Annotated in this window: 34 protein-coding genes; 27 read left to right on the top strand and 7 right to left on the bottom strand. The window is 72.3% G+C overall.

Translation table 11 applies throughout. From position 1 onward, the window contains the following. The first annotated feature begins 28 nt into the window (after positions 1 to 28). Positions 29 to 217 (top strand): hypothetical protein, encoded by a 189-nt coding sequence (locus tag ACIQAC_RS40210; protein WP_319770365.1) that lies wholly within the window; start codon positions 29 to 31, stop codon positions 215 to 217. On the opposite strand, the gene ACIQAC_RS40205 is transcribed toward ACIQAC_RS40210, so the two are convergent. After that, positions 218 to 379 (bottom strand): hypothetical protein, encoded by a 162-nt coding sequence (locus ACIQAC_RS40205; protein WP_402200609.1) that lies wholly within the window; start codon positions 377 to 379, stop codon positions 218 to 220. 224 nt (positions 380 to 603) lie between these two features. Between ACIQAC_RS40205 and ACIQAC_RS40200 the strand changes: the two genes are divergently transcribed. From ACIQAC_RS40200 to ACIQAC_RS40105, 20 genes are all read left to right on the top strand, one after another. Continuing rightward, entirely contained in the window at positions 604 to 1,098 is a 495-nt protein-coding gene (locus ACIQAC_RS40200; RefSeq protein WP_402200607.1) for a hypothetical protein, read from the top strand. Between the two features lie 62 nt (positions 1,099 to 1,160). Continuing rightward, positions 1,161 to 1,952: a hypothetical protein gene (locus tag ACIQAC_RS40195; protein ID WP_402200606.1), complete on the top strand. Its 792-nt coding sequence runs from the start codon at positions 1,161 to 1,163 to the stop codon at positions 1,950 to 1,952. A 47-nt stretch (positions 1,953 to 1,999) separates the two neighbouring features. Next, positions 2,000 to 2,254, top strand: coding sequence for a hypothetical protein (locus tag ACIQAC_RS40190; protein ID WP_402200604.1), 255 nt, complete (start codon positions 2,000 to 2,002; stop codon positions 2,252 to 2,254). Between the two features lie 112 nt (positions 2,255 to 2,366). Then, a complete protein-coding gene (locus ACIQAC_RS40185) occupies positions 2,367 to 2,609 on the top strand; it encodes a hypothetical protein (protein WP_402200603.1) in 243 nt (80 codons plus the stop codon). 194 nt (positions 2,610 to 2,803) lie between these two features. Further along, positions 2,804 to 3,268, top strand: coding sequence for an RRQRL motif-containing zinc-binding protein (locus ACIQAC_RS40180; protein WP_402200601.1), 465 nt, complete (start codon positions 2,804 to 2,806; stop codon positions 3,266 to 3,268). Between the two features lie 117 nt (positions 3,269 to 3,385). After that, the gene (locus tag ACIQAC_RS40175; protein WP_402200599.1) at positions 3,386 to 3,895 is read left to right on the top strand and encodes a hypothetical protein; all 510 of its coding nucleotides are present in this window, start codon (positions 3,386 to 3,388) and stop codon (positions 3,893 to 3,895) included. Continuing rightward, entirely contained in the window at positions 3,892 to 4,242 is a 351-nt protein-coding gene (locus ACIQAC_RS40170) for a hypothetical protein (RefSeq protein WP_402200598.1), read from the top strand. The genes ACIQAC_RS40175 and ACIQAC_RS40170 overlap by 4 nt, the downstream gene beginning before the upstream one ends. Then, entirely contained in the window at positions 4,239 to 5,222 is a 984-nt protein-coding gene (locus ACIQAC_RS40165; protein ID WP_402200596.1) for an AAA family ATPase, read from the top strand. The genes ACIQAC_RS40170 and ACIQAC_RS40165 overlap by 4 nt, the downstream gene beginning before the upstream one ends. Positions 5,223 to 5,330: 108 nt before the next feature. After that, the gene (locus tag ACIQAC_RS40160) at positions 5,331 to 5,633 is read left to right on the top strand and encodes a hypothetical protein (RefSeq protein ID WP_402200594.1); all 303 of its coding nucleotides are present in this window, start codon (positions 5,331 to 5,333) and stop codon (positions 5,631 to 5,633) included. A gap of 89 nt (positions 5,634 to 5,722) precedes the next feature. Then, positions 5,723 to 6,397: a GGDEF domain-containing protein gene (locus ACIQAC_RS40155; RefSeq protein WP_402200593.1), complete on the top strand. Its 675-nt coding sequence runs from the start codon at positions 5,723 to 5,725 to the stop codon at positions 6,395 to 6,397. Beyond that, on the top strand, positions 6,394 to 6,840 hold the full coding sequence (locus tag ACIQAC_RS40150; protein ID WP_402200591.1) for a hypothetical protein: 447 nt from the start codon (positions 6,394 to 6,396) through the stop codon (positions 6,838 to 6,840). Before ACIQAC_RS40155 ends, ACIQAC_RS40150 begins: the two co-directional genes overlap by 4 nt. Further along, the gene (locus tag ACIQAC_RS40145; RefSeq protein ID WP_402200589.1) at positions 6,837 to 7,094 is read left to right on the top strand and encodes a hypothetical protein; all 258 of its coding nucleotides are present in this window, start codon (positions 6,837 to 6,839) and stop codon (positions 7,092 to 7,094) included. Before ACIQAC_RS40150 ends, ACIQAC_RS40145 begins: the two co-directional genes overlap by 4 nt. A gap of 25 nt (positions 7,095 to 7,119) precedes the next feature. After that, positions 7,120 to 7,323, top strand: coding sequence for a hypothetical protein (locus ACIQAC_RS40140; RefSeq protein WP_037726374.1), 204 nt, complete (start codon positions 7,120 to 7,122; stop codon positions 7,321 to 7,323). Beyond that, positions 7,323 to 7,805 carry a hypothetical protein gene (locus ACIQAC_RS40135; protein WP_402200587.1) on the top strand — a complete coding sequence of 161 codons (483 nt, stop codon included), beginning with the start codon at positions 7,323 to 7,325 and terminating at the stop codon, positions 7,803 to 7,805. The genes ACIQAC_RS40140 and ACIQAC_RS40135 overlap by 1 nt, the downstream gene beginning before the upstream one ends. Continuing rightward, positions 7,805 to 7,987 (top strand): hypothetical protein, encoded by a 183-nt coding sequence (locus ACIQAC_RS40130; protein WP_402200586.1) that lies wholly within the window; start codon positions 7,805 to 7,807, stop codon positions 7,985 to 7,987. The genes ACIQAC_RS40135 and ACIQAC_RS40130 overlap by 1 nt, the downstream gene beginning before the upstream one ends. A 91-nt stretch (positions 7,988 to 8,078) precedes the next feature. Continuing rightward, the gene (locus ACIQAC_RS40125; RefSeq protein WP_402200584.1) at positions 8,079 to 8,507 is read left to right on the top strand and encodes a hypothetical protein; all 429 of its coding nucleotides are present in this window, start codon (positions 8,079 to 8,081) and stop codon (positions 8,505 to 8,507) included. Further along, a complete protein-coding gene (locus tag ACIQAC_RS40120; protein ID WP_402200583.1) occupies positions 8,504 to 9,184 on the top strand; it encodes a hypothetical protein in 681 nt (226 codons plus the stop codon). Before ACIQAC_RS40125 ends, ACIQAC_RS40120 begins: the two co-directional genes overlap by 4 nt. Continuing rightward, positions 9,181 to 9,705 (top strand): hypothetical protein, encoded by a 525-nt coding sequence (locus ACIQAC_RS40115; protein WP_402200582.1) that lies wholly within the window; start codon positions 9,181 to 9,183, stop codon positions 9,703 to 9,705. Before ACIQAC_RS40120 ends, ACIQAC_RS40115 begins: the two co-directional genes overlap by 4 nt. 219 nt (positions 9,706 to 9,924) lie before the next feature. Next, complete coding sequence (locus ACIQAC_RS40110) at positions 9,925 to 10,884, top strand: ParA family protein (RefSeq protein WP_402200580.1); 960 nt, start codon at positions 9,925 to 9,927, stop codon at positions 10,882 to 10,884. Next, on the top strand, positions 10,884 to 11,822 hold the full coding sequence (locus ACIQAC_RS40105; RefSeq protein ID WP_402200578.1) for a hypothetical protein: 939 nt from the start codon (positions 10,884 to 10,886) through the stop codon (positions 11,820 to 11,822). Before ACIQAC_RS40110 ends, ACIQAC_RS40105 begins: the two co-directional genes overlap by 1 nt. A gap of 75 nt (positions 11,823 to 11,897) precedes the next feature. On the opposite strand, the gene ACIQAC_RS40100 is transcribed toward ACIQAC_RS40105, so the two are convergent. After that, the gene (locus tag ACIQAC_RS40100) at positions 11,898 to 12,119 is read right to left on the bottom strand and encodes a hypothetical protein (protein ID WP_402200576.1); all 222 of its coding nucleotides are present in this window, start codon (positions 12,117 to 12,119) and stop codon (positions 11,898 to 11,900) included. A gap of 135 nt (positions 12,120 to 12,254) precedes the next feature. Next, positions 12,255 to 12,452, bottom strand: a complete 198-nt coding sequence (locus tag ACIQAC_RS40095; RefSeq protein ID WP_402200575.1) for a hypothetical protein — start codon at positions 12,450 to 12,452, stop codon at positions 12,255 to 12,257. A gap of 219 nt (positions 12,453 to 12,671) precedes the next feature. On the opposite strand from ACIQAC_RS40095, the gene mobF reads away from it, so the two are divergent. Together mobF and ACIQAC_RS40085 are read left to right on the top strand one after the other, a co-directional pair. Then, entirely contained in the window at positions 12,672 to 14,438 is a 1,767-nt protein-coding gene (mobF, locus tag ACIQAC_RS40090) for a MobF family relaxase (protein WP_402200652.1), read from the top strand. Continuing rightward, on the top strand, positions 14,435 to 14,782 hold the full coding sequence (locus ACIQAC_RS40085) for a hypothetical protein (protein ID WP_402200573.1): 348 nt from the start codon (positions 14,435 to 14,437) through the stop codon (positions 14,780 to 14,782). The genes mobF and ACIQAC_RS40085 overlap by 4 nt, the downstream gene beginning before the upstream one ends. Positions 14,783 to 15,387: 605 nt before the next feature. On the opposite strand, the gene ACIQAC_RS40080 is transcribed toward ACIQAC_RS40085, so the two are convergent. Then, the gene (locus ACIQAC_RS40080; RefSeq protein WP_402200571.1) at positions 15,388 to 15,831 is read right to left on the bottom strand and encodes a hypothetical protein; all 444 of its coding nucleotides are present in this window, start codon (positions 15,829 to 15,831) and stop codon (positions 15,388 to 15,390) included. A 505-nt stretch (positions 15,832 to 16,336) separates the two neighbouring features. On the opposite strand from ACIQAC_RS40080, the gene ACIQAC_RS40075 reads away from it, so the two are divergent. Then, on the top strand, positions 16,337 to 17,545 hold the full coding sequence (locus ACIQAC_RS40075; RefSeq protein WP_402200570.1) for a hypothetical protein: 1,209 nt from the start codon (positions 16,337 to 16,339) through the stop codon (positions 17,543 to 17,545). A gap of 134 nt (positions 17,546 to 17,679) precedes the next feature. Next, complete coding sequence (locus ACIQAC_RS40070) at positions 17,680 to 18,147, top strand: hypothetical protein (RefSeq protein WP_402200568.1); 468 nt, start codon at positions 17,680 to 17,682, stop codon at positions 18,145 to 18,147. Positions 18,148 to 18,231: 84 nt separating this feature from the next. Here the strand turns inward: ACIQAC_RS40070 and ACIQAC_RS40065 are convergent, their stop codons facing one another. Beyond that, complete coding sequence (locus ACIQAC_RS40065) at positions 18,232 to 18,921, bottom strand: hypothetical protein (protein WP_402200566.1); 690 nt, start codon at positions 18,919 to 18,921, stop codon at positions 18,232 to 18,234. 299 nt (positions 18,922 to 19,220) lie between these two features. On the opposite strand from ACIQAC_RS40065, the gene ACIQAC_RS40060 reads away from it, so the two are divergent. Then, positions 19,221 to 19,457 carry a hypothetical protein gene (locus ACIQAC_RS40060; protein WP_402200565.1) on the top strand — a complete coding sequence of 79 codons (237 nt, stop codon included), beginning with the start codon at positions 19,221 to 19,223 and terminating at the stop codon, positions 19,455 to 19,457. A gap of 425 nt (positions 19,458 to 19,882) precedes the next feature. Next, positions 19,883 to 20,068: a hypothetical protein gene (locus ACIQAC_RS40055; protein WP_402200563.1), complete on the top strand. Its 186-nt coding sequence runs from the start codon at positions 19,883 to 19,885 to the stop codon at positions 20,066 to 20,068. 179 nt (positions 20,069 to 20,247) lie between these two features. On the opposite strand, the gene ACIQAC_RS40050 is transcribed toward ACIQAC_RS40055, so the two are convergent. Both ACIQAC_RS40050 and ACIQAC_RS40045 read right to left on the bottom strand, forming a co-directional pair. Then, positions 20,248 to 22,923 (bottom strand): Helicase associated domain protein, encoded by a 2,676-nt coding sequence (locus tag ACIQAC_RS40050; RefSeq protein WP_402200561.1) that lies wholly within the window; start codon positions 22,921 to 22,923, stop codon positions 20,248 to 20,250. Between the two features lie 37 nt (positions 22,924 to 22,960). Further along, a complete protein-coding gene (locus tag ACIQAC_RS40045) occupies positions 22,961 to 23,650 on the bottom strand; it encodes a hypothetical protein (RefSeq protein WP_402200559.1) in 690 nt (229 codons plus the stop codon). Positions 23,651 to 23,693: the final 43 nt, after the last annotated feature.

Genomic DNA, 23,693 nt, shown 5'->3' with positions numbered 1-23,693 from the left:
CCGCCCCCTTGTGAAGGAGCACCCCACCGTGGCCCTGTCCATCTCCGCCGCCGTGCTGCTGGGCATCATCGTCGTCGTCCTGGTCAAGGGCGGCTACGTCCGCGTCGGCTCCGCGCTGGCCTGCACGCTGTTCGGCTTCACCCTCGCCGCGACCGGCCTGGCCCCGACCATCAACAGCGGCCTGGTCTCGCTCGCCGGACTGATCTCCAGCTTCTGACTACGCCTCGGTCCACGGCGGGTCGGGCGTGTAGTTGAGCCCCTCGCAGAAGCGGCAGTCCCACTCCGAGGGCACCTCCCACTTGTCGACCCAGAAGCCGACCTGCTTGCCGACGAAGAAGTTGTCCCCGCCGCACCACCCGCACTCGAAGACGAACTCCACCCGATTCCCTCCACCGCGCCTGTCGGATCGAGGATGCCCGGGGCGCCGGTGCGGTGACTACCCACCCGTCAGCCCCAACTCACCCGCTGCACAACGCCGAAGGGCGCCGCCGGACACGACTCCGGCGACGCCCTCCGCCGTTGCGCGCGGCCACTCCCCCACGCGCCCTCCCGGCCATCACGGCCAGGAGGGCGCGCCCCTTCCCGCGTGATCGGAGACCCCCGATGGACCCCCTGAACACCACCCAGTCCGGCATGCCCGAGTCCGAGGCCGCGGCCGAAGCCCGCCGCCTGCTCGACGAATGGGCGAGCAAGCCCGTACGCCACCACCCCACCTCGTTCCGCGACGACACCGAGCCGCCGGCCTTCGGCACCGCCCCGCCCGTGAAGCAGGAGGACCACCGGATCGTCCCGGCCTGGGCGGCCGGGATCGCGGTGGCCTCCATCGGCGTGGGCGCCGGGGTCACCGGCATCGGCTGCGGTGCCTGGCTCGTGCTCCAGGGCCTGGCCTCCGTCACGTTGAACGGCGTCCTCATGGTCACCCTGCCCTTCGCGGGCATCGCGATGGTCGCCACCGCCATCGGCGGCGCGATCAGCAAGGCCCGCGCGGCCGTCACCAAGAACGTCTTCGAGGGTCCGGTCACCCACCACACCGAGATCCACAACAACAGCACCACGCGCGGCGCGTTCTTCGCCCGCACCCGCAACGAGATCCGCTGACCGGCTCCGGCCAGCGCGCACCGCCCACTCACCGATCCCTTCGCCGAAGGAGCAGCTACGCCATGCCCAACAACGACAAGCCGGTCAACGGCCAGGAGAACCCGTCCTTCCTCGACGTGCTCAACCAGCTGCCGCCCGTGCCGCCGGCCCCCGAACTGGACGGCAAGCCCGGCGCCCGGCGGCTCGCCCGGCTGCGCGCCGCGTGGAAGGAGTCCTGGGAAGAGGGCGGCTTCCTCTACCAGCGGTGGGAGGAGGTCTTCCAGGCCCGGCACGCCAGCTGGCACGAGGTCGCCAACTGGATCAAGGCCGCCGCGCTGTTCGGCGGGCTCAGCCTCATCGTGCTGATGCTGGACGCCGCCGGCGACATCGCCTCCGCCACCCTCAAGGGCCTGTCCACCGTCCCGGCGTCCGGCGCCGGTGACGGCGGCGGGCTGTGGGGCACGGTCGACCACCCCGTCCGCGTGTTCCTCGCCGACCAGGCCGCGCACCTGTCCGTCGCCCCGGCCGCCCTGTACGCGTTCTGGCAGCTGACCGGGCTGCTCGGTCTGGTCGGTGGGTTCTTCGGCAACGCCGGAGCCCGCATCGCCTGGCTGCTGTTCGGGATCGGCAGCCTCGCCATGATCTGGTCCGCCGCCCCGGCCGGGGGCCGCGCCGCCGCCACCGGGCTCGCCGCCCTCATGTGGGCGCTGGCCAGCATGTTCGCCCTGCGCGGCTTGACCCTGCGGCCCATCGTCCACAACCACCCGCCGCAGTACCAGTTCAACCCCGCGCTCCACCTGCACGCCACGATCCCCTCCCCCACCCCGGCGGGCGACGACCTCGGTCCCGACAACGTTCACCCGCTCCAGCGCTGACCAGCGCCGCCCCGTTCACACCACCACCGCGCACCGAAGGGAACCTGATGAAGCCGCAGCTGGAGCAGACCGAGTTCTGGGTCGGCACCTTCCACGGGAGCCACGACGGCCTCCCCGCCAAGGTCACCGCGACCCGCGACGACACCCGCCCCGAGCCGTACGCCTGGACGTGCACGTGCGGCGCGTCCCGCTCCTTCCCCACCGAGCACGACGTGTTCCCCACCGCCTGGCGGCACACCCACCCGACCCGCTTCGACCGGCTGCGGTCGTGGGCCGCTCGCCGCTTCCGCACCGCCCGCTGACCTGACGCTCTGCCTGGTCCTCGCCCGCCCCGTCTCCGGGGCTGGCGAGGACCGGACAGGCCGCCCGGCCGCACGCACCACCCCACCCCCCGAGCGAGAAGGAGACCCCGTTTTGGCTGCGAAAGCCCCGGCCGTCATAGGAGTGCTCACCGAGCCCCCGGCGCCGACCTGGTGGAAGGTCAACCGCCACAAGGTCTTCGGTGTCACGGGGCTGCTGATCGGATACCTGGTCGGCACCCACCTGCACGGCGCTCCGGCGCAGCAGCCGGAGACGCCCCGGCCGGGCCACACCACGCCCGCGCCAGCGACGCCCGGTGAGCACTCCACGCGCACGGCCCACGGCCTCGCCGCATAACCCAGCCGCACCACCACTGGACCCCGCCGACACAGCACGACGTCGGCGGGGTGCAGCGCTGTTCACCGACGACTGGAGGAACTGCTCGTGCTCATTCCCCGCCCGCGCCGCCGGATCGGCCGGCCCCGCCCGCAGCGTCCCGGCCCCCGCTACCCGCACCGCCCCGGCCGGCTGCCTGGCGCCTGGAGCAGGTGATGCCGCGCCCGAGGAAGAAGCGCCGCCGCCGTGAGGTGGCCCGGGTGCCGCGCAGTGACGCGGCGCTGCCCGAGTACGACCGCAGCACGGTGCCTGAAGGCTTGGTCACCCGCAGGCAGTTACGGGAGATGGGGCTGAGCCCCGGCGGCAACGAGGGCCCGGTCGCGATCCTGCGGTGCAGGCTGTGCGCGACCCGCCCGCAGTGGTCCTGCCGTCACCCCACCCGCGGCTACCTGCTCCGTGTCGACCTGGCGGTGCCCAAGCGGGTGCCGACGCTCGCTCAGGAGTGGGCCCTCGATCAGGCGATGGCAGCTCGGCAGACCTGTGGCCAGTGCGGGAGGCGGTTCTACATCTGCCTCTCGAAGAAACTCGGCTGCTGCCTGGAGTGCTTCGACGGCACGCCCGTTGACCCCAGCAGCCTCATGACCCTCCCGGCCCCGGCCGTTCACCGGCTGGCCGCGTGAGCCAGCCCCGTCCCGACCGTCCAGGCCGGGACGGGGCCCGCACAACCGGGCGGCCGCAGCACCGGCAAAGGCCGGCCGCCCGCTCCTTCACCCCTTCGAGCTCAGGAGAGATCCAGCATGCAGCATCGTCCCGCCGTCTTCGCCGCCCTTCTCGGACTGACCCGCGCCGGGAGCGCGATCGGAGATTTTTGGGTGCAGTCGGATTTCTGTGCCCGTGTGAAGGGCGCCTCCGACGACCACCCGGTCACCTACGTCGACCCGGACACCGAGGAGAAGACCACCCACGGCACGGCCGACGGCCGTAAGGCGTGCCTGACGCACTGCCTGACCTACACGGCCACGCAGGCGATCGTCGCCGGGGCTGGCGCCCGCGCGCTCGGCATCAAGGTCCACCCGGCCGCCGCCGCGGCCGCGCTCGCCATCTCCTTCGGCACCCACTACGCCGCGGACCGCCGCGTCCCGGGCAAGGGCCTGCTGGAGAAGATCGCCACTAAGACCGGCAAGGGCGGCTTCTACAAGCTCGCCGACTTCGGCATGAACGGCGCCTTCCACCTCGACTCCGCCTGGCACCACGGCTGGGAGACCGTCGCCGCCGTGGTCGCCACCACCAAGGCCACCACCCGGTGACCGGCCGCACCCGCACCCGCCTTGACCGGGTGCGCGCCTCGGTCGGCATCGCCCAGCTCGCCCTCCAGCAGATCGAGGACGACCTGAGTGCCGACGACGTCGACGGCCAGGAGCTCGCCGCGATCCTGCGCGAGCTCCAGGAGGACGTCGACGTCCCCGGCGGCCTCATCCCGATGCTCGCGCAGCTGGTCACCACCGCCGCCCGCCGGGCGGAGCAGATCGAGCCCGACCGCGACGGCGACGCCTCGTGCCCCCTGCACGAGGCCGCCGCCCTGCTCACCGACAACGCCGGGCAGCGCCTGAACTGGGCTGCCCGCTCCCTCGACCCGCAAGGAGACGACGCATGACCTCGGTGCTGTACCCGGACCTGCCCGAGAACGGGCTGATCGTGCTGATCGGTGCCTCCGGCGCGGGCAAGTCGACGCTGGCCCGCACCTGGCCGGCCTCCCAGGTCCTCTCCCTCGACGCCCTGCGCGGCACGGTCAGCGACGACCCCGGCGACCAGAGCGCGACCGGCGACGCCGCCGACGTCCTCAAGGTGATCCTGGAACGCCGGATGGCCCGCAAGCTCAACACGGTCATCGACGCGACCAACGTCGAACAGTCCGTGCGGGTGGAGCTGGTGATGGCCGCCAAGCGGCACGGCATGCCGACCGTCGCGGTCGTCGTCGCCACACCGCTGCCGGTGTGCCTGGAGCGGCAGGGCCCGCGGCCGGACAACCGGCGCGTGCCCGAGGACGTCGTCCGCTCCCAGCACCAGGCCATGGTCCACTCCCACCAGCGGCTCACCGCCGAAGGCTTCAACACGGTCGTCTTCGCCGACGCCCTGTACCGCCTGGAGCCGTTCCTGAAGCGGCTCTCGCAGGTGAGGGAGGCCGAACTCGGGCGCGACGGCAGCGACGGCCTGGGCGACCTGTGGCTGGCCCGCCGCTTCTTCGGCCCGGAGATCCTGCCGTTGTGGCGGTGGCGGCCGGGCTCGGACCTGGTGACCGGCCGGGACCGCGTCGCGGAGATCCGCCTCGGGCAGCAGTACCTCACCCTGGCGCTGCGCGAAGACGTCGACGGCGAGGGCGACTTCGGCTTCGACGTCCTGCTGCCCTGCCCCTTTGACCCGGAGTGCGCCGGGCAGGCGTGGGCGCCGGCCTACTCGGTCACCGACCTGCACAAGGCGCTGACCGGCCGCATGGACAGCGACCCGGACATCGTCTGCACCGTCCACGGCGGCCTTGACGACGTCGACCAGGAGGCCGACGACCACGACCTCCAGGGCGACGACCCCGAGGGCCGCGCCGACCTGGAGGCGCAGTACGCGGACGCGGTCGCGTGATCCGCGCGGTGTGACGGGCGCTCCGTGCCGCCCCGGCCTCCAGCACGACGGAGGCCGGGGCGGTCGCGGTGGTCCCTCACCACCGAGCACAGAGAGGAGCTGGACGTCATGTACCTGCGGATCTACGAGGTCGACGTCCCGATACACGACACCGCCGACCCGGCCCGGCGCGGCGTGCACGTCTTCACCGGCGTCGCCGACTCCCCCGCCGCGGCCCTGCGTCGCGCCCATGAGGTGTACGACGCCGCGCTCGCCGCGCACACGGCCGGACTCGAGATCCCCGGCAAGCAGCCGGACAGCTGGGGAGCGCGCGGGCTTCGGCCCGGCTGGCAGATGGAGTGGCGCGCCGCGACGGCCGGCCTCTGGCACAACCCCGTCAGCTGGACGACCCGCAGCGACTTCGCGCTGTAGCTCCGCCCCGGGACAGCCGCTGTGCTTGGCGGCTAGACGGCTGTCCCGGGCCCATCCATCCCGTACGAGACGAGACGGAGAACCCAAGTATGTCGTCCCTCCTGCGCGTTCAGGGCCGGATCGGCCAGCGCACCCTCTTACTGACGACCGCCGCCGTGCCGTTGACCGGCTGGGCGGTCCACGCGGTCACGCTGCACAGGCAGCTCGCCGCTACCCGCCGCGACCCGCTGACCGGCCTGCTGCGCCGCGACTCCTACACCGCCCGCGCCCGCCGGCTCCTGGCCCGCCGCGACGACCTCGCCGTGGTCATGGTCGACCAGGACCACTTCAAGGCCGTGAACGACGACTTCGGGCATCCGGCCGGGGACGCCGTCCTGGCCGCGACCGCCGCCCGGCTCACCGCGTGGGCGGGCCCGCGCGCGTCCGTCGGCCGCCTCGGAGGCGATGAGTTCGCCGTCGTCGTCCAGGTGACCGCCGCGCGCCTGGAGCAGCGCCTCGCACAGCTGGTCCGGATGCTGCACACGCCGGTCGTCCTGGACGACGGCCGCACCGTCGACGTCGCCGCCTCGGTCGGCGCCGCGACCCCGGCCGCCATCGGCACCCGCGACCTGAGCCTGTTGCAGCGGGCCGCCGACGCCGCCCTGTACGACGGCAAGCACTCCGGCCGCGCCCACCTCGCCACCGTCGCGCACACCACGCTTCCGTCCGTCAACGGCCGCCGGGCCGGACGTCCGGGCACGGCGGTCTGGGGGCGAGCGGCATGAGCACCGGGACCCTTCCGCCGGCGGGCGACTGGATCCGCGGCATCAGCGTCAAGCAGCCGTGGACCACGTGCATCGCTGCCAGGGCCAAGACGGTTGAGAACCGTCCGCAGCACTGGTCCTGGCGCGGCTGGCTCCTGCTGCACGCGGGCCTGCAGACCGACCGGCCCGCCCTGCGCCTGCCGCTGGTCGCCCGTACGATCCGCGGCCGCGACCTGCCGACCGGCGCCGTGATCGGAGTCGCCCGGCTGACCGGCTGCCACCAGGACCCGGACGGCTCCCCGCCCTGCACCGAGTGGGCGGAGCCCGGCCTGTGGCACCTCGAGCTCGCCGACGTCCAGGAGCTCGCCCTGCCGATCCCCGCACGCGGACAGCTCGGGCCCTGGAAGCCCACCGAGGACCTGGTCGCGCAGGTGCGTCAGCAGCTGCCCGACCTGCGTCCGTGAGCACCCGCCGTCGACCCGCACACGCACCGCCCGAGCCGCCCGCCGTGCCGGTCCAACTCCTGGACTGGCATGACGGCAGGCACTTCGCCTGGCCCGAGCGGTGCGTGCTGTGCCGGAAGACCACTCCGCTGAGGTCCCACGACGGAGAGGCCGTGCACAAGACGTGCGCGGAGCTCTGGAACGCGCGGAATCCCGGCGAGACCCGGTTCGTCTCCGACCCGCCCAAGAGCGGCAAGAGCAAGGACCACGCCTGAACTTCCCCTCCAGACGGAGGCCCCCATGAGCAGCACCGAACGCGACGTCGACCACGCCCTCGCCTACCCCGAGCCGCCCGCCTCCCCGCTCTGGCACCGCCACGGCGCCAAGGCCCGCCCGCTCACCCCCGAACAGCAGCGGCGCAACCGCGAGCTGCTGGACATCGCGCAGCGCACCACCCGACCCCGCTCCCCTCGCCCCACCGAGACCCTGGCGGAGGCCAGCTGATGGACACCAAGCACTGCGCCGTCGACGGCTGGGTCGACGCGATACCCGTCCCCGGCCCGCGCGGCACCGTCTCCTTCGACCTGGTCGTCCGGCCCGTCGACATCGACGCGCTTGACGACGACGCACCCGACACGGTCGTCACCTGCACCAGCGGTGACCCCCGGATCACCCACGAGCTGCTGAACGGCATCCAGCCCGGCGACCTGCTGCGCGCGACCGGCACCCTGGTCCAGCCGCCGGCGCCCGGCGAGCCCGCCCGGCTCACCGTCGACGCCCTGGAGGTCCTGGACACCGCGCTGGTCCCGGTCCTGCGGGAGATGGTGCTCGACAGGTACGGCGACTACGTCGTCATCTTCGACGCCGACACCGACGCCGTGCCCGTCTTCACCGCGCACGGACAGTGGGTCGGTCTGGCGGACAACCCCGACGCCATCGCCACCCTCATCGACATCCACGAGCGCGTGAACGGCGGCGATGCCTGATGGACGCCACCGCGACGAAGGCCCGGACCGTCCTGGAACGGTTCCCCGCCGGAGCTCCCCGCGGCTCCTGGCCGGCCGAAGAGTTCGCCGCCGCCCAGCGCGCCCAGGGCACACCGGCGCAGGTCGTGATGGACCTGCCCAGCGACCAGTTCCTCGTGGTCACCGACACCACCACCCAGTAGCGCCACCCCCGAGCGCCGCGCCCCGCCCTTCCCGGCCGGGCGCGGCGCTCCGTGTGTTCCCGCCCCTCACCACCGAGCAGGAGGCTCTCCCTTGCGCCCGATCCGTCTGACCTCGTTCGGCTACCTGCACCTGCCCACCGGCCCGGACGGCTTGCCCGTCCCGCCCGCCGCCGACCGGGTCGAAGACGTCCGCGACCGGCTCCGCGACCCGGCCGCCGCCCGCGACATCCTCGACCTCGACGGCCTCAACCCCCGCGTCCAGGACGTCGTCCTGAACACGCCCGGCGCCCGCGAGCTGCTCGCCAACCTCGCCGATTACGCCGACCTGCCCGCCGGCCCCAGTCGCATCGCCATCGGCTGCGCAGGAGGTAGGCACAGGGCATCCGGACTCACCGAACTCCTGGCCCGCGAACTCCGCGCCCGCGGCCGCGAAGTCGTAGTCGAGCACCTGCACGTCCATCTGCCGCGCGTCCTCAAGACGCCCGCCGGCGCCCGCACCGAGAAGGAGACCGCCCGATGATCCGTCGCTTCCGTCGCTGCGGCCACGGCCCCGGCAACCTCACCCCCGAGGACCAGGCCGTCGTCGACCAGTTCCGCGCGATGCTCGCCGCCGTACGCGATCCCGAGCCCTGGACGCCCGGCCGCTCCCAGGACATCGCCGTGCGCGTCGGCCCGTTCATCGAGCGCGCCCACACCCGGCCCGGCGACGACCACGGCACCGAGATGATCGCCGTGGCCCTGGTCCACCCCGACACCCCGCACGCCGCGGCCTACCGCCACGGCCGCCAGCTCGGCTACGCCGACCGAGGCTGGCTGCGCTGCGAGACGAGCGCGATCCTCGGTCTCTGGCAGCCGGCCTACGCGATGCTCACCCACGCCGCCGCGAACCTGCCCCTCCCCGACGACGTCGGCATGGGCCCCGCCCACTACGGCGTCCACGTCGAAGCCCGCCGCGCCGACGGCACCGGCTACACGCTGCTGCGCCTCGGGCCCTACACCCAGACCTGGCTCGCCTCCCGCGACGCCGACCGCCTCAACACCGAGCTGGAAGGCCGCGCCGCACTCGTCATCCCCGGCTTCACCGTCACCGCGAAGGACGCCGTGTTCCACGTCAGCGACCACGACAGCTACGCCGACCCGCACGGTGCCGACGTCACCGCGCTCCTGGCCGACGCCCTCGCGGGGGTGAGCGCATGACCTCGGCCCTGTACGAGATCGAGACCAGCGAGGGTGACGACGGAACCATGCACCCCGTCGAACAGCTCTGGACGCCCGGCGAGGACGCGGTGGAGAACGGCTTCCTCGCCCACTCCGGCCTGTACGTCACCGGGATCGACGACCCGACCGACGACCACCTCTATCCGGTCGCGTTCCTCGTGCTCGGGCACCAGAAGTGGGCCGCCGCCATCGAGGCCGCCGCCGCGTACATGGCCCGGATCCACGGCTGGCGGAACCTGCACCTGTACCCCGGCGACGACCCTGCGGTCCTCATCCCCCGCATCCCGCGCGCCGTCCACACCCACGGCGTCTTCTTACGACACCCGCACCCGGACCACGGCTGCGGATGCGAGTGGGATGACACCTGGCGCATGGTCTGGACACCCGCCACCGAACCCGGCGCCATCCCCATCACCGCACTCCGGCACCCGGCCGCGCCGGTGACCGCCGCCGGCATCCCTGACCCCGACCAAGGCGCGCCCGCGAACTGGGCCCCCTGACGCTCGTTCCACCTCGAAGCCCCGTTCCCTGGCCCTGCGCCGGGGGCGGGGCTTTTTGCGTTTCCGGGCCCGGATGCGTCAACTCCGCACCCTCCAGCACCCGATGGATCACGCACCCAGACCTGGACTCCCCAATAGGGGAGTGATGCCCGCAAGCCAGTCCTGGCAAGGGTTGAGGGTGTGCCAAGATGCCACTGCCGCGCACGGTGCGGTCCACACATGAGCAACGAGGAAGGGCACCCCGTGCTGAATCCAAGCGGAGCGACACAGGCGATCGAACCGCCCGAGGGCGCCACAGCCGTCGGCACCGGCAAAGGTGGCGTCGGCAAGTCGACCGTCGCCGCGCACCTCGCCGGCGAATCCGCCGCCGCTGGACACCGCACCCTCCTCATCTGCGTGACAGGCCAGGACGACGACGACCTCGGCATCAAGCGCTACGGCCGCGGAGTGCAGCCGCAAGGCGTCACAGCCCTGGACGGCGAGGGCCTGTACCGGGCCATCCACGACCGCGTTCCGCTCCAGCCGATCCGGGAGGTCCGGCCCAACCTGGACGTGCTCCCTGGCGGACCCCGGGTCGCCGACATCGCGAACGTCCTGATGCTGCGCCTCATGCAGGAAGGGCCGGGCGTCGTGCTGAGTCTCGCTCGCTCTCTCGCCCCGATCGCCCCGCTGTACGACCGGATCATCTTCGACAGCGCCCCCGAGCAAGACGCCCTTGAGCAGCTGGTGCTCGCCGCCGCCCGCACGCTGATCGTGCCCACGCGCTCCGACGAGTCCTCCATCAAGGGCATGGAGCGCATCAGCAAGAACTTCAAGGTCGTCAAGCAGCAGGTGAACCCCTACCTCCAGATGGCCGGGGCCTTCCTCTACGGCTCGAACCCCTCCGCCACGCTGATGCACAGCTCCGTACGCGAAGACATCCGTGCGACCTTGGGCGAGGGCACGCCGATCCTGGAGACGATCGTCGGCTACCGGGAGGTCCCAGCCCGCAACGCCCGCAAGAAGGGACTGCTGTTCGGCGAGTACGCCGAACTGCTCCCGAACTCCGCGAGCCCGTACGACGTGAAGGCCGGCCGCGCGAAGGCGGAGGACGTCGTCCCCGACACGATCATCCCGCTCTCCAAGGAGATGCGGTCGCTGACCACCGAGATCTTCGAGCACCACAGGAGGGTTGCCTGATGGCTGGCCTGTTCGACGTCGACACCACCCAAGCCCCGCAGCAGCAGGCGGGAGGTCTCTTCGGCGGCGGCCTGCCCGCCGCGGCCGCCGGAGCCAGCGTCGTGGTTCAGCCGCTCCCCGGCACCACCCTCGCCTCCATCCCGGCGCCCTACCAGCCCCACGGCACAGACGAGCTCTCCGACCAGGAGCGCCAGGACCTCGAGGTCTGCAAGGCCGGCGTCGACAACCTGCACCAGGCGTTCTGGATCGCAGGCAAGGCGCTCGAGACGATGAGCACGGCCGAACTGCACCGCGAAGAGAACCCCAACTTCGCGGAGTGGATCTGGGAGAACTGGGAGATCTCCGAGTCCCAGCTCTACCGGCTCATCGACGAATGGCGCGTCGGCGAGGCGCTCGCCAACCTCGGGCACAAGCCGCTGGAGTACCACGTTCGGAAGATGACCGAGCTGCGCCGTCAGACCAGCGACAAGGTGGCGATCACGGTCTACGACACCATCGTCCGGTGCCGGCCGCGCGTCACCGGCGAACTGGTGGAGAAGGTGGTCACCGACCTCGGTTTCCTCCCGAAGGACGTGGACGCCGCCGACGTCGGTCGCAGGGTCCGCGAACTCCTGGCGACGCCGGAGGGGGAGACCGGCACTGAGTCGAAGGGCGATGACGTCCCCGACATCAGCTCGCTCGGGAAGGACTCCCCAACTGGGGAGTCCAGCCGGAAGCCCAGTAATAGCAAGGCCGATCCCCTCGCCGAGAAGGACATCGAGCGCCTGCAGAACACCCTCGCGTCCCTCCAGGAAGCGGCGAAGAAGATCAACAAGGCGGCGGCACGACGGGCCGTCGAAGCGCAGCCCGACGTCGCCGCTCCACTCATTCAGGAGATCGGCTCGCTGCTCCAGCAGATCGACAGGGCTGTAGCCATCAGGCTCCCGAAGGCGGAGTGACCCGAAGCTGACCGGCTTCACCGGACATGCCAGCGGCCCACCACCTCCCCGGTGGTGGGCCGCTGGCGTACGCGGTCAGTCCTGGAACTCCCGGCTCCGCACCCCGTAGAACGACGGGTTGGCCGGCCGTACGTCGGACTGCTCCAGCGTGTCGGCGAGCTTCACGAAGCCCTCGCTGCGCCGGACCACGGCGAGGAACTTGCCCAGCGCCTCCTTGTCCTCCCAGAGCTCCTGCGCGGTGCTGATGATCAGCGACTTCAGGTGCTCCGACTCGCCCACGATCTCGTCTGCTGCCACGGCGTCCCCTCCTGGTCATCGGAGCGATCAGCCAACCAACCGGCGTCGACTACCCGCAAGACCGCCTCGGTTGGAGTCGGATTCCGGAGCGGGTGGTGCCGATGCGGTCGGCGCGCAGCATTCGCACGGCCGGGGTCAGCTGCCGTAGCGGGCGTGCATCAGGTCGGCCCACTGCTGTGCGCGGGTCATGTCGCTGGCACAGCTGGCGCAGTGGGGCACTGTGTCGGTCCGGGTGGGGTACGGCGTGTTCGAGCGGACTTCGACGGCCGTGCGCAGCGTGAGCGGGCGGCGGCACAGCGGGCAGAGGTCTCCGTGGAGCGGTTCCGTTTTCATGCGGCGGACTGTGCGCAGGGCGACGGCTTACCGTCTCGGGCTGGTCGGACGGCCCGCCTGGCGGGCGCTGCGGTAAAGATCTGGTGATGGCTTCCCGCCCGGCGGGAAGGACCAGGGATCGCGCTTTTTCGCAGGTCAACGCCGGGGTTCCATGGGCCGGTGATCAGCAAAGCGGAGGTTCGCCCGGGGAACGGGTGGCGCTATCTCTTCCGTGGCGTGATGGTCGGCGACGGCCGCCGCGCCGTGGGTACGCCGCTGCGCGCCGCCCAGGACGAAGCCGGTGTCCCGCCTGGCGTCTGGAAGGGCCGGGGCTTGGCAGCGGTCGGCCTCACGGCCGGGGACGTGGTGACCGAGCGACAGGCCGAACTGCTCCTGGGGGAAGGCCGGCACCCGGATGCCGACCGGATCGAGCGCGAGCGCCTGGAGGCGGGCGACGATCCGGCGACGGCGAGGCGGGCGACCGTGCTGGGCAGGCCCATCGAGTACAACCGCTCGCCGAAGACCGAGAAGGCCAAGGAGCGGACGCCCTGGCTGGCCATGGACCTGGTGTTCCGGGCACCGTCGACGGCACACATCGCGTGGGCGCTCGGAGATGACGACACCCGGCTGGTGCTGGAGCTGTGCCAGGACATCGCCAGGGACAAGACGCTGGCGTGGTTTGAGGATTCGGTCGCGGAGATCCGTTGGAAGAGCGGCGGCAAGATCCGCAAGCCGGTCAGGGACGGGCTGATCGTCGCGGTGTTCCGGCACTACGAGTCGAGAGCTGCCGAGTCGAAGCCGCTGCTTCACGATCACGCGGTGGTGTCGATCCGCGCCCGGCGGCCGGACGACAAGGGGACGTGGGGCAACCTGTCGGCGGACTCGCTGATGACCCACATCGTCGCCGCCGACACCCTCTACACCCTCTACTTCATGGAGGAGGTGTCCGCTCGGCTCGGGTGGGCGTGGGAGCCGCGCGAGGTGACGCCCGGCCGTCGGCCGGTCATGGAGATCGCCGGGATCGACCAGCGGCTCATCGGCTGGCAGTCCACCCGCCGCCAGCAGATCGAGGACGCGCTGTCCGTCCTGGTGGCCGACTACGAACAACGGCAGGGGCACCCGCCGGGGGAGCAGGCCGCCTACGCGCTGGGCTGTCAGGCCGCCGACCAGACGCGCCCGCCGAAGCGCACGGTGATGCTGTCGCTGACCGAGCTGCGCGAGCGATGGCGCGCCTCAGCGATACGGGCGTTCGGCGCCTGCACCGTCTACCGGCTCGCACAGCGCGCGCGAGCGGCGGCCGCGGCGGTGTGGGCGCGGGTGCGGCCGGTGGTCGACGTCGCCCTGGCCGCCGTCGACACCGTCGCCGTGGTGTACGTGATGGGCGGCGCCTTCAAGCGCCACCACCTCCTTGCCGAAGCCCGCCGCCACCTCGCCTACGCCCTACGCGGCCGACCTCACCAGCCCGGCCTGGACGACCAGATCGTGCAGGCGGTCGTCGACGACTACACCCGCCCCGTCGGGCGCGGCCTGAAGATGACCGCCGACCTACGCGCCCTGTACCCGAGCGACACCGAGGACCAGGCCGTGCTCCGCCCGCTGACCCGCAGGCGCACCGCGCCCCAGTACGAGCGGGCCCGCCTCGCCGCCGGCGCCCTGGCCGCCCGGGTCCGCGCCGCGCGCCGTGCGGAGCGCCTGGGCTCCCGCCCCCGGCCGTACGCCGTCACGGTGCCCGCCGCCTCGAGGTCGCACCCGCGGCCGTTCCGCACCGGAGGGAAGGACGGCCGCCTCCAGGAGCCGGAGACCGGCGTCGACACGGTGGAACAGACGCGCCAGACCTTGGAAGCCGCCGCCGCGCAGGTGGCCGCCACGATCCAGGACAGCCGGCGGGCACGCGAAGCCGCCCACGGCCCCCGACCGCAGCCCGCCCCGGCGACGGCCCCGCCGCCACACACCCAGCAGCCCGGCATCCAGCACACGCCGGGCCGGAGCTCAGGAGGAGTCACGTGAGCACCCCGGAAGAACAGCCCAACCCCGAAGACGCCCTCGCCCGCGCCCGTGCCGCCCGCGCGGAGATGGCCGCCGCGCTCGAAGAGGACCAGGAGCCCGAGCCCGATGAGCCTGTGAGGTGGCAGCCGGTCTGGAAGCGGCCCCGGAAGCCGAAGTCGAAGGCGGCGAAGAAGGTGGAGCTGCGCAAGCAGCGGCGGCGGCTCCAGGACGCCGCCAAGCGTCGCCTCGCCGCGGGGAACTCGCGCCGGCCCCGCTCCCGGCAGAGCAGGATCGGCAACGCGGCCGCGCGACGCGATGCCCGCGCCCTGTCCCGGGTGCGGCACTCCAGTGCCTGGCTGTGGTGACGATGCAGGGCATCGTCCACCGAGTGGAGCCCACGATGTTCTGCATCCGGTGGCGATGCACGACATCGGGTGGACTCCACTCAACGGACTCCACCCGATGGGCTCCACCGAGTGGACTCCACTCCGGTGCGCCGGATGACGATGGACGCCACCGTGGTGCGCACCGCGATGGTGCGCCACCGCGTCCGGCACCGCACCACCCCGCCGATGCCCGGCACGCTCGCGCGCGCTGGTGCGCCGCACTCGATGCTCCGCACCGCACCGGTGCGCCTGCCGCCGCCGACCCCTTGTCCGGGTGCGGCCGGCCGCGTGCGACCCCCTTGTCCGGCTCCGCTACACCCCCTTGTCCAGCTCTGCTACCGCGACGTTTCCCCTTGACATAGCCGGTTTCGGCTTGCGATCAGGTCGCGGTCAAGGGGGTGTGTGATAGAGGAGCGCGCCCGGTGCGGTGCGGTGATGCCGGGGAGCCGCACCGCAGTGGCGCCCGGCGGTGCGGTGCGGTGGAAGCGGTGCGGTGCGGTGGTGCCGGTGGAGCGCACCACGGTGGTGCGGATGTGCGCCGGGGATGAGCGCCGGACCGCACCACCGTCGTCCCGAGGGTGCGGCTACGCGGTGGTGCGGTGCGCCGGGTGCGCCTCCATCGCCTGCTTCATCCCCGCGGCCTCCAGCTGGCGCAGGACGTCGGCGACGTCGCTGTGGTCCTCGGTGAGGATGTTCTCGGTGAAGCGGGTGATGGTGTCGGCGATGCCCGGCGCACCGGCCAGGCACACGCTGTGGCACAGGAGCTCCAGCAGCAGGCGCCCGAGCGCGGCGGCGAGGAAGGAGTGGGCGCACGGCTCCCCGTCGTGGTCGTCCTCGGTGGTGATGGGGATGAAGATGCGCGCGGCGACGTCCAGGAGCAGCCGGTGCAGCTCCGGGCCCGTGTCGTCGGCGACCGCGCAGGCGGTGTCGATGTCGCCGGCCTGCATCGCCCGGATGTAGGCGAAGGCGTCGGCGACGTCGGCCGGCTCCATCGGGGCGAGCGGCGCGGTGACGGTGTTCTCGGGCATGGGTGGCTCCCTCTTCGTCGGGCCGCCCCGCTGATCGCGGCGGCCTCGAAGACACCCTCGAACTGCGGCCCTGTGGACAGAGTCCGGCCGCTGACGGGGGAGAACTCTCCCCCCTCCGTTTTGATCACGATGCGGTCACGACGGAGGGGTTTTCCCAGACCGGCGTCACACGGAGCCCGAATTCCACACCTGTACGAGGTGAATGGCGGGATAGGCCCGCCCCACCCTCCAGGAGCACCCTGTGGCGAGCACCGCAGACGAGCCCGAGCAGACCCCTGACCAGGCCGGAGAGACCCCCTCCGTGGACCCCTCCATCACCCCCTCCGCGCCCCGTCGCCAACGACCGGGAGTTTCCGCAGGTCAGGCCCGGCGGACAGGGGGCCGCCGAAGGTCCGACAACCCTCATGTACCGAGGAAGCCACAGCACAGGAGGACTTCGACCGGGCCTCGACGCCGGGAGCTCCTGCAAGCACTGGGGATCTTCCAGAGGGCTACGCCCGATCAGTTGTGGAAGCTGACCCGTCCAGACAACCGGCACGACAAGCTCACGCGGGACAACCTCCTGGATCTGGAGGACCACCACCTGGTGAGGATCGAGTCGGTGCAGGAGGACCAGCGGCAGGTGTGGGTGCTGACCAAGCGAGGACACGGCGAGGCGAAGGACCTGCTGGAGCCGAAGGGCATACGGGTCTCGGTGCTGCGCAAGCAGGAGTACGACCCGGACACCGGGGAGCTGCTCGGCACCGGCTACGACGACCACGCCGCGGCGGTCACCTCAACGGCCGCCGAACTCCACCGCGCCGGGATCGGCCACCGGCTCGGCTTCCAGACCGAGATCGGGCACCGACTCGGCAACAGCTACGTGCAACGGGCGGACCTGGTGGTCCGAGCGCCGGAGGCCGGGGTGCCGGTACTGCTGCTGGAGATCGACCGCCGTACCGAGGACGCGCACGACCTGGTCGCCAAGCTGCGCCGGTACTGGGAGTGGGGCCGGCTGCTGCCGAAGGACGCGGACAAGCACACCGTGGACCTGGTCCGCTCCCGGCCGGACGCGATCGACCACGTCGACCACGAGAAGCGGCTGTGGCGCCGCGTCTACCCGCCGACCGGCCGGGAGGGCCTGGTCCCGGTGGCGTTCGTGTTCGCGGACACCACCGAGGCGAAGGTCGCCAACACCGTGAAGGTGCTGGAGGAAGCCGGCCGCCTCTACTGGGCACCGCGCCGGTACCGGACCCTCCACCGGGGGATCACGGCGAAGGACTACGGCCAGGCGGTGCCTGTCGTCGTCACCACCCTGGAGAAGCTCCAGGAGCACGGCGCGGACGCGGCGGTGTGGCGGCGGCTGGGACGCAAGGGCGAGCAGACGCTGACGGCCGCGCTGGACAACCCCGACGGCGACGTCCTCTTCCGCGACCAGGAGGCCCGCGCCGACGCGGAGGAGGAGCAGCGCCGCGTCGCTGAGCGGGAGGCGCAGCGCCCCGTGTGCAAGCGGTGCGGGCAGAAGTTCACCGACCAGCGCTGGGAGGAGACCACCGCGCACAGGACGGCCTGGAACGCCGGGGACGTGTCCGTGTGCGGCACCTGCCACGCCGACGACGTCGCCCGCGAGGAAGCCGCCGCCGAAGCCGCCCGCCTCCAGGCCGCCGCACCGCCGGAGCCGGAGGACGACCCCGAGCCGGACCGGGGCCGCGGCTGGTTCCGCCGGCGAGCCTGACCGCACGAGCCCGCTGTGCGGTCGGCAGCTTCCAGGCCGCACAGCGGGACCGACCCCGAAGTCACCGCACCACAGCGCGGGACGGACAGGCCCATCCGACGGCGGCAGCCCGCCGGAGGCCCTACACAAGCCCCATGAGACGCAGCCGAGAAGAAACCGCACCCCAGGATCTGCCGGGCGACCTGTGGCACGCCCTGGCCCAGCTCCACCACAGCCATCCCGACCCCGTGGGTCGTGTCGGGCCGCTCGCCCGCCCGGCCGGGCTGCTGGCCTTCACCGCGGCCGCCGACACCATCCTCGCGGCCCGGGTGCAGCTGACCGGCGCGGAGACGATGCGCCAGGTGAACGAGACGCTCCGCGCGATGACCGGTGACCTGCCCCACGCTCACTTCACCGGACCCGGCGTCGCCCTGGAGCTCACCCTCAGCAGACGCCAGGAGCTCCCGGTCCACGCGGCACATATCGCCGGACTCACCCGGCTCTTCCGGCACGCCTCCGGCACCATCGGTGCCCGAAGCACCCCGGGCGGTGGCCGCTGTTTCCACTGCGACGGGACCGGGCTCGCCCGACCCTTGTGGGAGCCGGCCGCCGGGCACGCCTGAGAATCGGCCCGCCACAAGAACGCTCGCGCCCCGGGCCGCCCTTCTGGACGGAGCGGGACGCGGGCGGGCGGAAGGAACTGAGGCTTACGCCGGTACGGGCGCCGGTGCCGGGCGCAGCGATGCGAGCGGGGAGCGCCGGCCTTTCTCCACTGCGCGCAGCTGCTCCCAGTCGACTTCGGGGTGGGCGGGGATGACCGCGTCGATGGATGCCGTGGTGTAGAGCGCGACGTCGACGGCCCCGGCCCGGCTGGTGCCGAAGCGGACCTCGATCGACTGCGGGGAGCGGACCCAACCGAGCCGCACCATGTGGTCGAAGTCGGCACGGCGCACCCGGAGCCGGGCAGCGGCCTGCTCCGGTCCGAGCGGGGTGTCGGCGGCGACCAGGTCCGCCAGGTCCTCGCGGCGGCAGACCTCCGCGACCTGGTCGGGGTGGTGCAGCGTCCCCTCGGGGTTCGCGCTCAGGTCGACCAGCAGGCCGCGGTCGACGAACCGGCGCACCACGAACGCCGTCACGTTCGCCTTCTCGCCGATCACGTTCGGGGTGCCGAGCGCGGCGGCGATCCGGTCCGCCGCCGCGCCACCGCCAATCGGCGGGGAAGACATGGCGGCCCGGATGGCGTCGGCGTCCAGCGCCTCCACAGCGGTCCGCGACCACTGCCAGGAGGAGGCGTCCGGGTCGGGGATGAGGCCGGTGTGCCGGGCCCACCGGAAGGCCGCTGCGGGCACCTTCAGGCGCTTGGCGGCCTGGCTCGCGTCGTACTCGGTTCGTCGCATGAGATCACCTCTCGCTCGTTCGCCGGAAGCGGCGGACAGAACATGACAGAACACACGAAAACCTGTCAATACCCCTTGGAAACAGGCAAGTTGGACGCACGCCGCAGGACTGCGCCCGCGTACGCGAAGGAAATTCACCCGCCCGGATGCCGCTGCCGAACGGCCCGGACGGTCGTGGTCGGGGCGACCAGGGACCCCCGACCATGAGGCCGACCACGGCGGGGGTGCCCCCGACCACGGCTCTGGGGCGGGGAGTGTCGGAAGTGACACGCAATTCGAACAAGCGATCTAATGCCGGTATGGACGTGACCGACTTCCCCGACGACCTGGTGCAGACGCAAGCCGCCTGGAACGCCACCTACGACGCGCTCGCCGCACACCGCCCCCGCGACACCACCGCCCTGCGCCGCCGCCTGCTTCGCCTGTCCGTACGGCTGTGGTGGCACCCCTACTGGGAGACCGTCGCCTCGGTGCCGGCGGCACGGTCCGAGCTGCGCCACCTCGCCCGCGCCCATGGAGCCGTCCGGGCCGCGTGACCGGTCGCCCCGGTCGACCAGGAGCACGAGGTTGAGCCAAGGGTTGCGCCTATCTGTTGCGCTGGATGTTGCGCCAAGGGGTGCGCTAGGTGTTGCGCGGCCCGCAGGACTGTCCCCGTGTCCGTGCAGGTCACCACGCCGTTTTGCCGTGGTCGGCCTGCTGACATCCCCGTTGCGGCTGCTCTGCCCATGTCCCTTGGCTGGAGTGAAGGAGGAAGGGACGGGCGGGACGGGCGGCGCGGCCGCGGCCGGGGATCGGGGCGCGCTCAGCCGGTTGCGCGTCGGCCGGGGCCGCCGCGCCTTGCCGCCGTCAGCCCGGCAGCGGAGGCCGGGACGGAAGTCGCCGGCGCCCCGGTGCTGTCCTTCCGGTGCCGAGCCCCACCAAGGGGTGAGGCGGGAGAGTCCCGCCGGATGGAGGTACCGCTGTGATCGTCCGACTCCTGGGTGGCCCGCTCGCCGGTCGTGTACTCACGACCACCAATGCCCCGTGGGCCGGAGGTTGGCTCACGGCCGGTGACGCCGACTGGGGCCTGTACGTCCCGGTGCACCGAGACCCGGCGACCGGCATCGTCCTGGCGGAGGCCCGGGTGACCATCCGGCGCCGCCGGTAGCCGGCCCCCGGGCATCTGCTGCAACACCCGAGCCGCGTTGCACACCTGACCTGCGGAGACGGGCCTGGATGCCCGTCCGGGACCGCTGTTGCACCACCGTGTTGCAGAGACCTCACGCACGAGACCCCGGGACCATCACGGCCCCGGGGTCTCGCACAATCCGGCTCAGCGCCGGACCGTCATGCCCAGTCGATGCCCAGCTTCCGCAGCGCGCCCAGCTGCTCCGCGCTGAGCTTGTCGCGCCGGGACTTGGTGTTCGAGACCCACACGCCCAGTTTCACGGCCACCGGCTCCGCCTCGCCGTCGACCGCGATTTCCTCGCTGTGGCCGCGCGGCACTGGCCGGTCCGCCCCTTCCCGCTCCACCCACTGCGCAAGGGCCTCCAGGCCGCGCTGGAACGCCTGTTGCGCCTTGCTCGGGCCCTTCGCCGCACGGGGCGCCGCCGGGGCGGGAGACGGGGCCACAGGGGCGCTGATGCCGAGCGCGGTCAGCCGCTCCTGCTGCTCGGGCAGGAGCTGCGCCCAAGTGCCCGGTTCCTGCTGCCGCCACCGCCACTTGCCCACGTCGTCGCCGTCGAAGACGACGCCCGGCGCGATGTAGGGCAGGACGCCGTCGGCGTCGACCAGGTCGGCGAGCACCCGGTAGTGGCGCTGCCAGTCCAGCGGCCACGGGCAGTCCCAGTCCGGGTCGATCTCCGTCAGCTGCGCCGCGCGCACGGCGGCCCGCTCCGGGTCCTTGCCCAGACCGTTCTTCGCGCCCTTCCTGCGGAGGTTGGCCATGTACTGCCCGACGGGCACCATCGCCTCGCCCTCGCCCCACACCGCGTCCTGACGCGGCGCGAGGTGCCCGGTGGCCCGCCGGTACGACCGGAGCGCGGCGAGCTTGGCCTCCCACGCTTCCTCGCCCGGCTCCCAGAGCATCCCGGCCTCCGGCGCGTCCAGGAGGACCTTGCGCCGGTCCTCCAGCTCACCCGCCCGCAACGCCTTGCGCTGCTGGTGCACCCACCGCCCGAGGGGGAAGTCCTTCGTGACGCCGACCTCGACCTCAACGTCATAGGGCACGGCGTAGACGCCGGTGATCTCGTTCTCCGCCCGCCAGCGCAGCAGGGCCTGATAGCCCTCCAGCCACACCAGCGACTCCGGCCGGTACACCCGGGTCCGCAGGAATGCCGCGATCGTCGCCGCGTCGCGCGGGCTGGAGAAGTGCAGCAGCGCGGACTCGGCAGCAGCGTCGGTGTCGTCCTGCTCCTGGTCGTCGCCCTCGCTCTCGCCGCCAGCCCCGACGATCCGCCCGTCCTCATCGCGCTGGACGTGGACCTTGCGCTTGCCGCTCGTGAGGGCGCGGGAGGCGAGCTGCTCGACCAGGCGCTCATCATGCGAGCGCAGGCCCTGGAGCACGGCTACGAGGGGCCGGAAGCTAGCGCTGGCGACCATGTCGGTCGGGTCCTCGTTCGGCTCCAGGAACACCGGGACGATGATCCTGGCGACCTTGGTGGAGCCGTCCTTGTTGAGTCGGAGCGCGCGGCCGATGTTCTGCACGATCTCTACCTGGGAGCCGCGGGTGTCGGCGAAGCAGACGGCCTCCACACCCCGCTCGCCCGTGATGTCCACGCCTTCCCCGAGCACGCGAACGCTGGCGAGGAAGGCGCGGTGCACCCGGCGTCCGGCCGCGTCGATGCCGTTGGCGAACTGGCGGATCTTCTCGCGCCGTTCGGCGACGGTGTGGTCGCCGCACAGCCACGCCGACCAGACGCGGTCCGGCGGGACGTGGCGGCCGGCCTCGAGTTCGTAGAACTCCGCGTCGATGGAGGACTTCGGCAGTTTGTCGGCGGCGGCCAGGTCGTCGTCGGTGGCGTCGTTGACGTACAGCTCGGCTGCCGTCTCCGGGAGCTTGTCCGCGAACGCGGCGGCCTCCTCCACCTTCTGGTGGAACGTCATGACCGTACGGAGGTTGTACGCGGCAGCGTGCTCCAGGAGCGCGGTCTGCAGGAGCGCCAGGCGCCGGCCGCGCCGCGCCTCCTCCGACTCCCCCAGAACGGGGGAGGGGTCGCGGATCTCCAGGACGTCGATCTCGAACCCAGCGAGGATCTCCCGCTCGATCGCCTCCGAGAGTCCGAGCTCCGCGAGCCACGCGCCGTACGTGCCCTCCGGGTCGTCGGCCATGGACGCGATCTCCGCCTCCTGGCCGTCCGCGCCCTTCTGCGGCCGGGCAGCGGCGAGGATGCGCGGCGTCGCGGTCAGGTAGAGCCGGAAGTCCGCCGGGATGCGTGCGTTGTCGTGGATCGCCGCCCACGGCCGCCCAAGATCACCAGCGGTGCCGTGGGCCTCATCCACGATCGCGAGGTCGAAGCCTGCCATGCGCTGGCCGTACAGCCGATCCCCGCCCGCCAGAGCGGCCTCCAGCGGCCCGCGAACCTTCCGCTGGCCCTCGGGTGCGTCGATGTCCTCACGGTCCACCAGGGAGGCGTACGTGGCGAACACGACCACCGGCCCGGACCCCGCCCACAGGGCGAGCTGGATCGGGTTGGTGGTGGTCCGCACGCCCAGCTCCTTCAGCACCGGGTCGTTCTCAAGCGAGCACACCGCCACCATCGGGGCCCGATGGCCCACCAGCCGCCACGCCTGAGCGGTCTGCGCAAGCAGGTCCAGGGTGGGCACGGTCACGAGGATCCGGCCGTCCGCGAACGACTCCAGCGCGCACGCAGCAGCCGTGATCGTCTTGCCCGAGCCGGTCGCTGACACGATCGTGGCACGGGCACCCTGCGGGGGCACAGATGACCTTGCAGGGAATCCCACCCACCTGCGAAACGCGGAGCGCTGATCTACCTGGTGTTCCTTGAGCTGAATCGCTGACATTTCCTTGCCTCCCCGAGCGGTCAGTTCCTGTGGTTTTTCAGAGGGCCACGTGCGGAATGCACGCCGCGCCCAAGTCGTTCCAGATCGACGCATCCGCCTTGTGCCAGCCGCCCGGCTTTCCGTCCTTGAAGGGCGGCTTGTCGTCCGGGTCGTAGTGACCGGCATCGAGCGTGCAGACCACGACGTCCCCGTCCGCGTTCCGCGTCCGAGCCGTGCACAGACCGCCGGCCTCACCCAGCGCCTCCAGCACCCGCCGCCGCGCCGTGGTGTGCGGGTGGGTGCCCGGCAGCACGCTCTCCCGGACGAACCTCTCCAGCCGAACCAGGTCGGCCCGCTCACGCTGCCTCACGTCCGCGATGTGTACGGCCAGTTCAGCGGCCCCGGACGACCGGCCGCCGCGCCGGGACCACTCCCGGTCCGCGATGCCCACCAGGGCCTCGCTCACGGCCGTCACGCCGTCATCCCAGCCGTCCGCGAAGACCTCGCCCCGAGAGGCCGGCGCCATGCCGCCCAGCTCCACCACCTGGCACTGCGCCCCGGCGACCGCCCCGGCCTCCAGCGCGGCCACCAGGTCGTCCGCCTCGCTCGCGGGTACGCCCTGCGCCTCCAGGAGCGCGAACACCTTTAACCGGGCGTTGACGCCTGCCGTCTGGTACTGCGTCACCCGGCGCAGAGAATCGCTGCTCAGCGCGGGATCGGGTCCGGTAGATTCGTGGTGACCGGTCATCTGTGGTCGTTCCTTTCGGAATTTGGGGGAGTTCCCGGGTGGT

This window comes from Streptomyces sp. NPDC088387, from assembly GCF_044753385.1.
In the GTDB taxonomy this organism is placed as follows: Bacteria; Actinomycetota; Actinomycetes; order Streptomycetales; family Streptomycetaceae; genus Streptomyces.
Note: the sequence above shows the minus strand (reverse complement) of the source record. Positions and strands in the feature narration are given on the sequence as shown.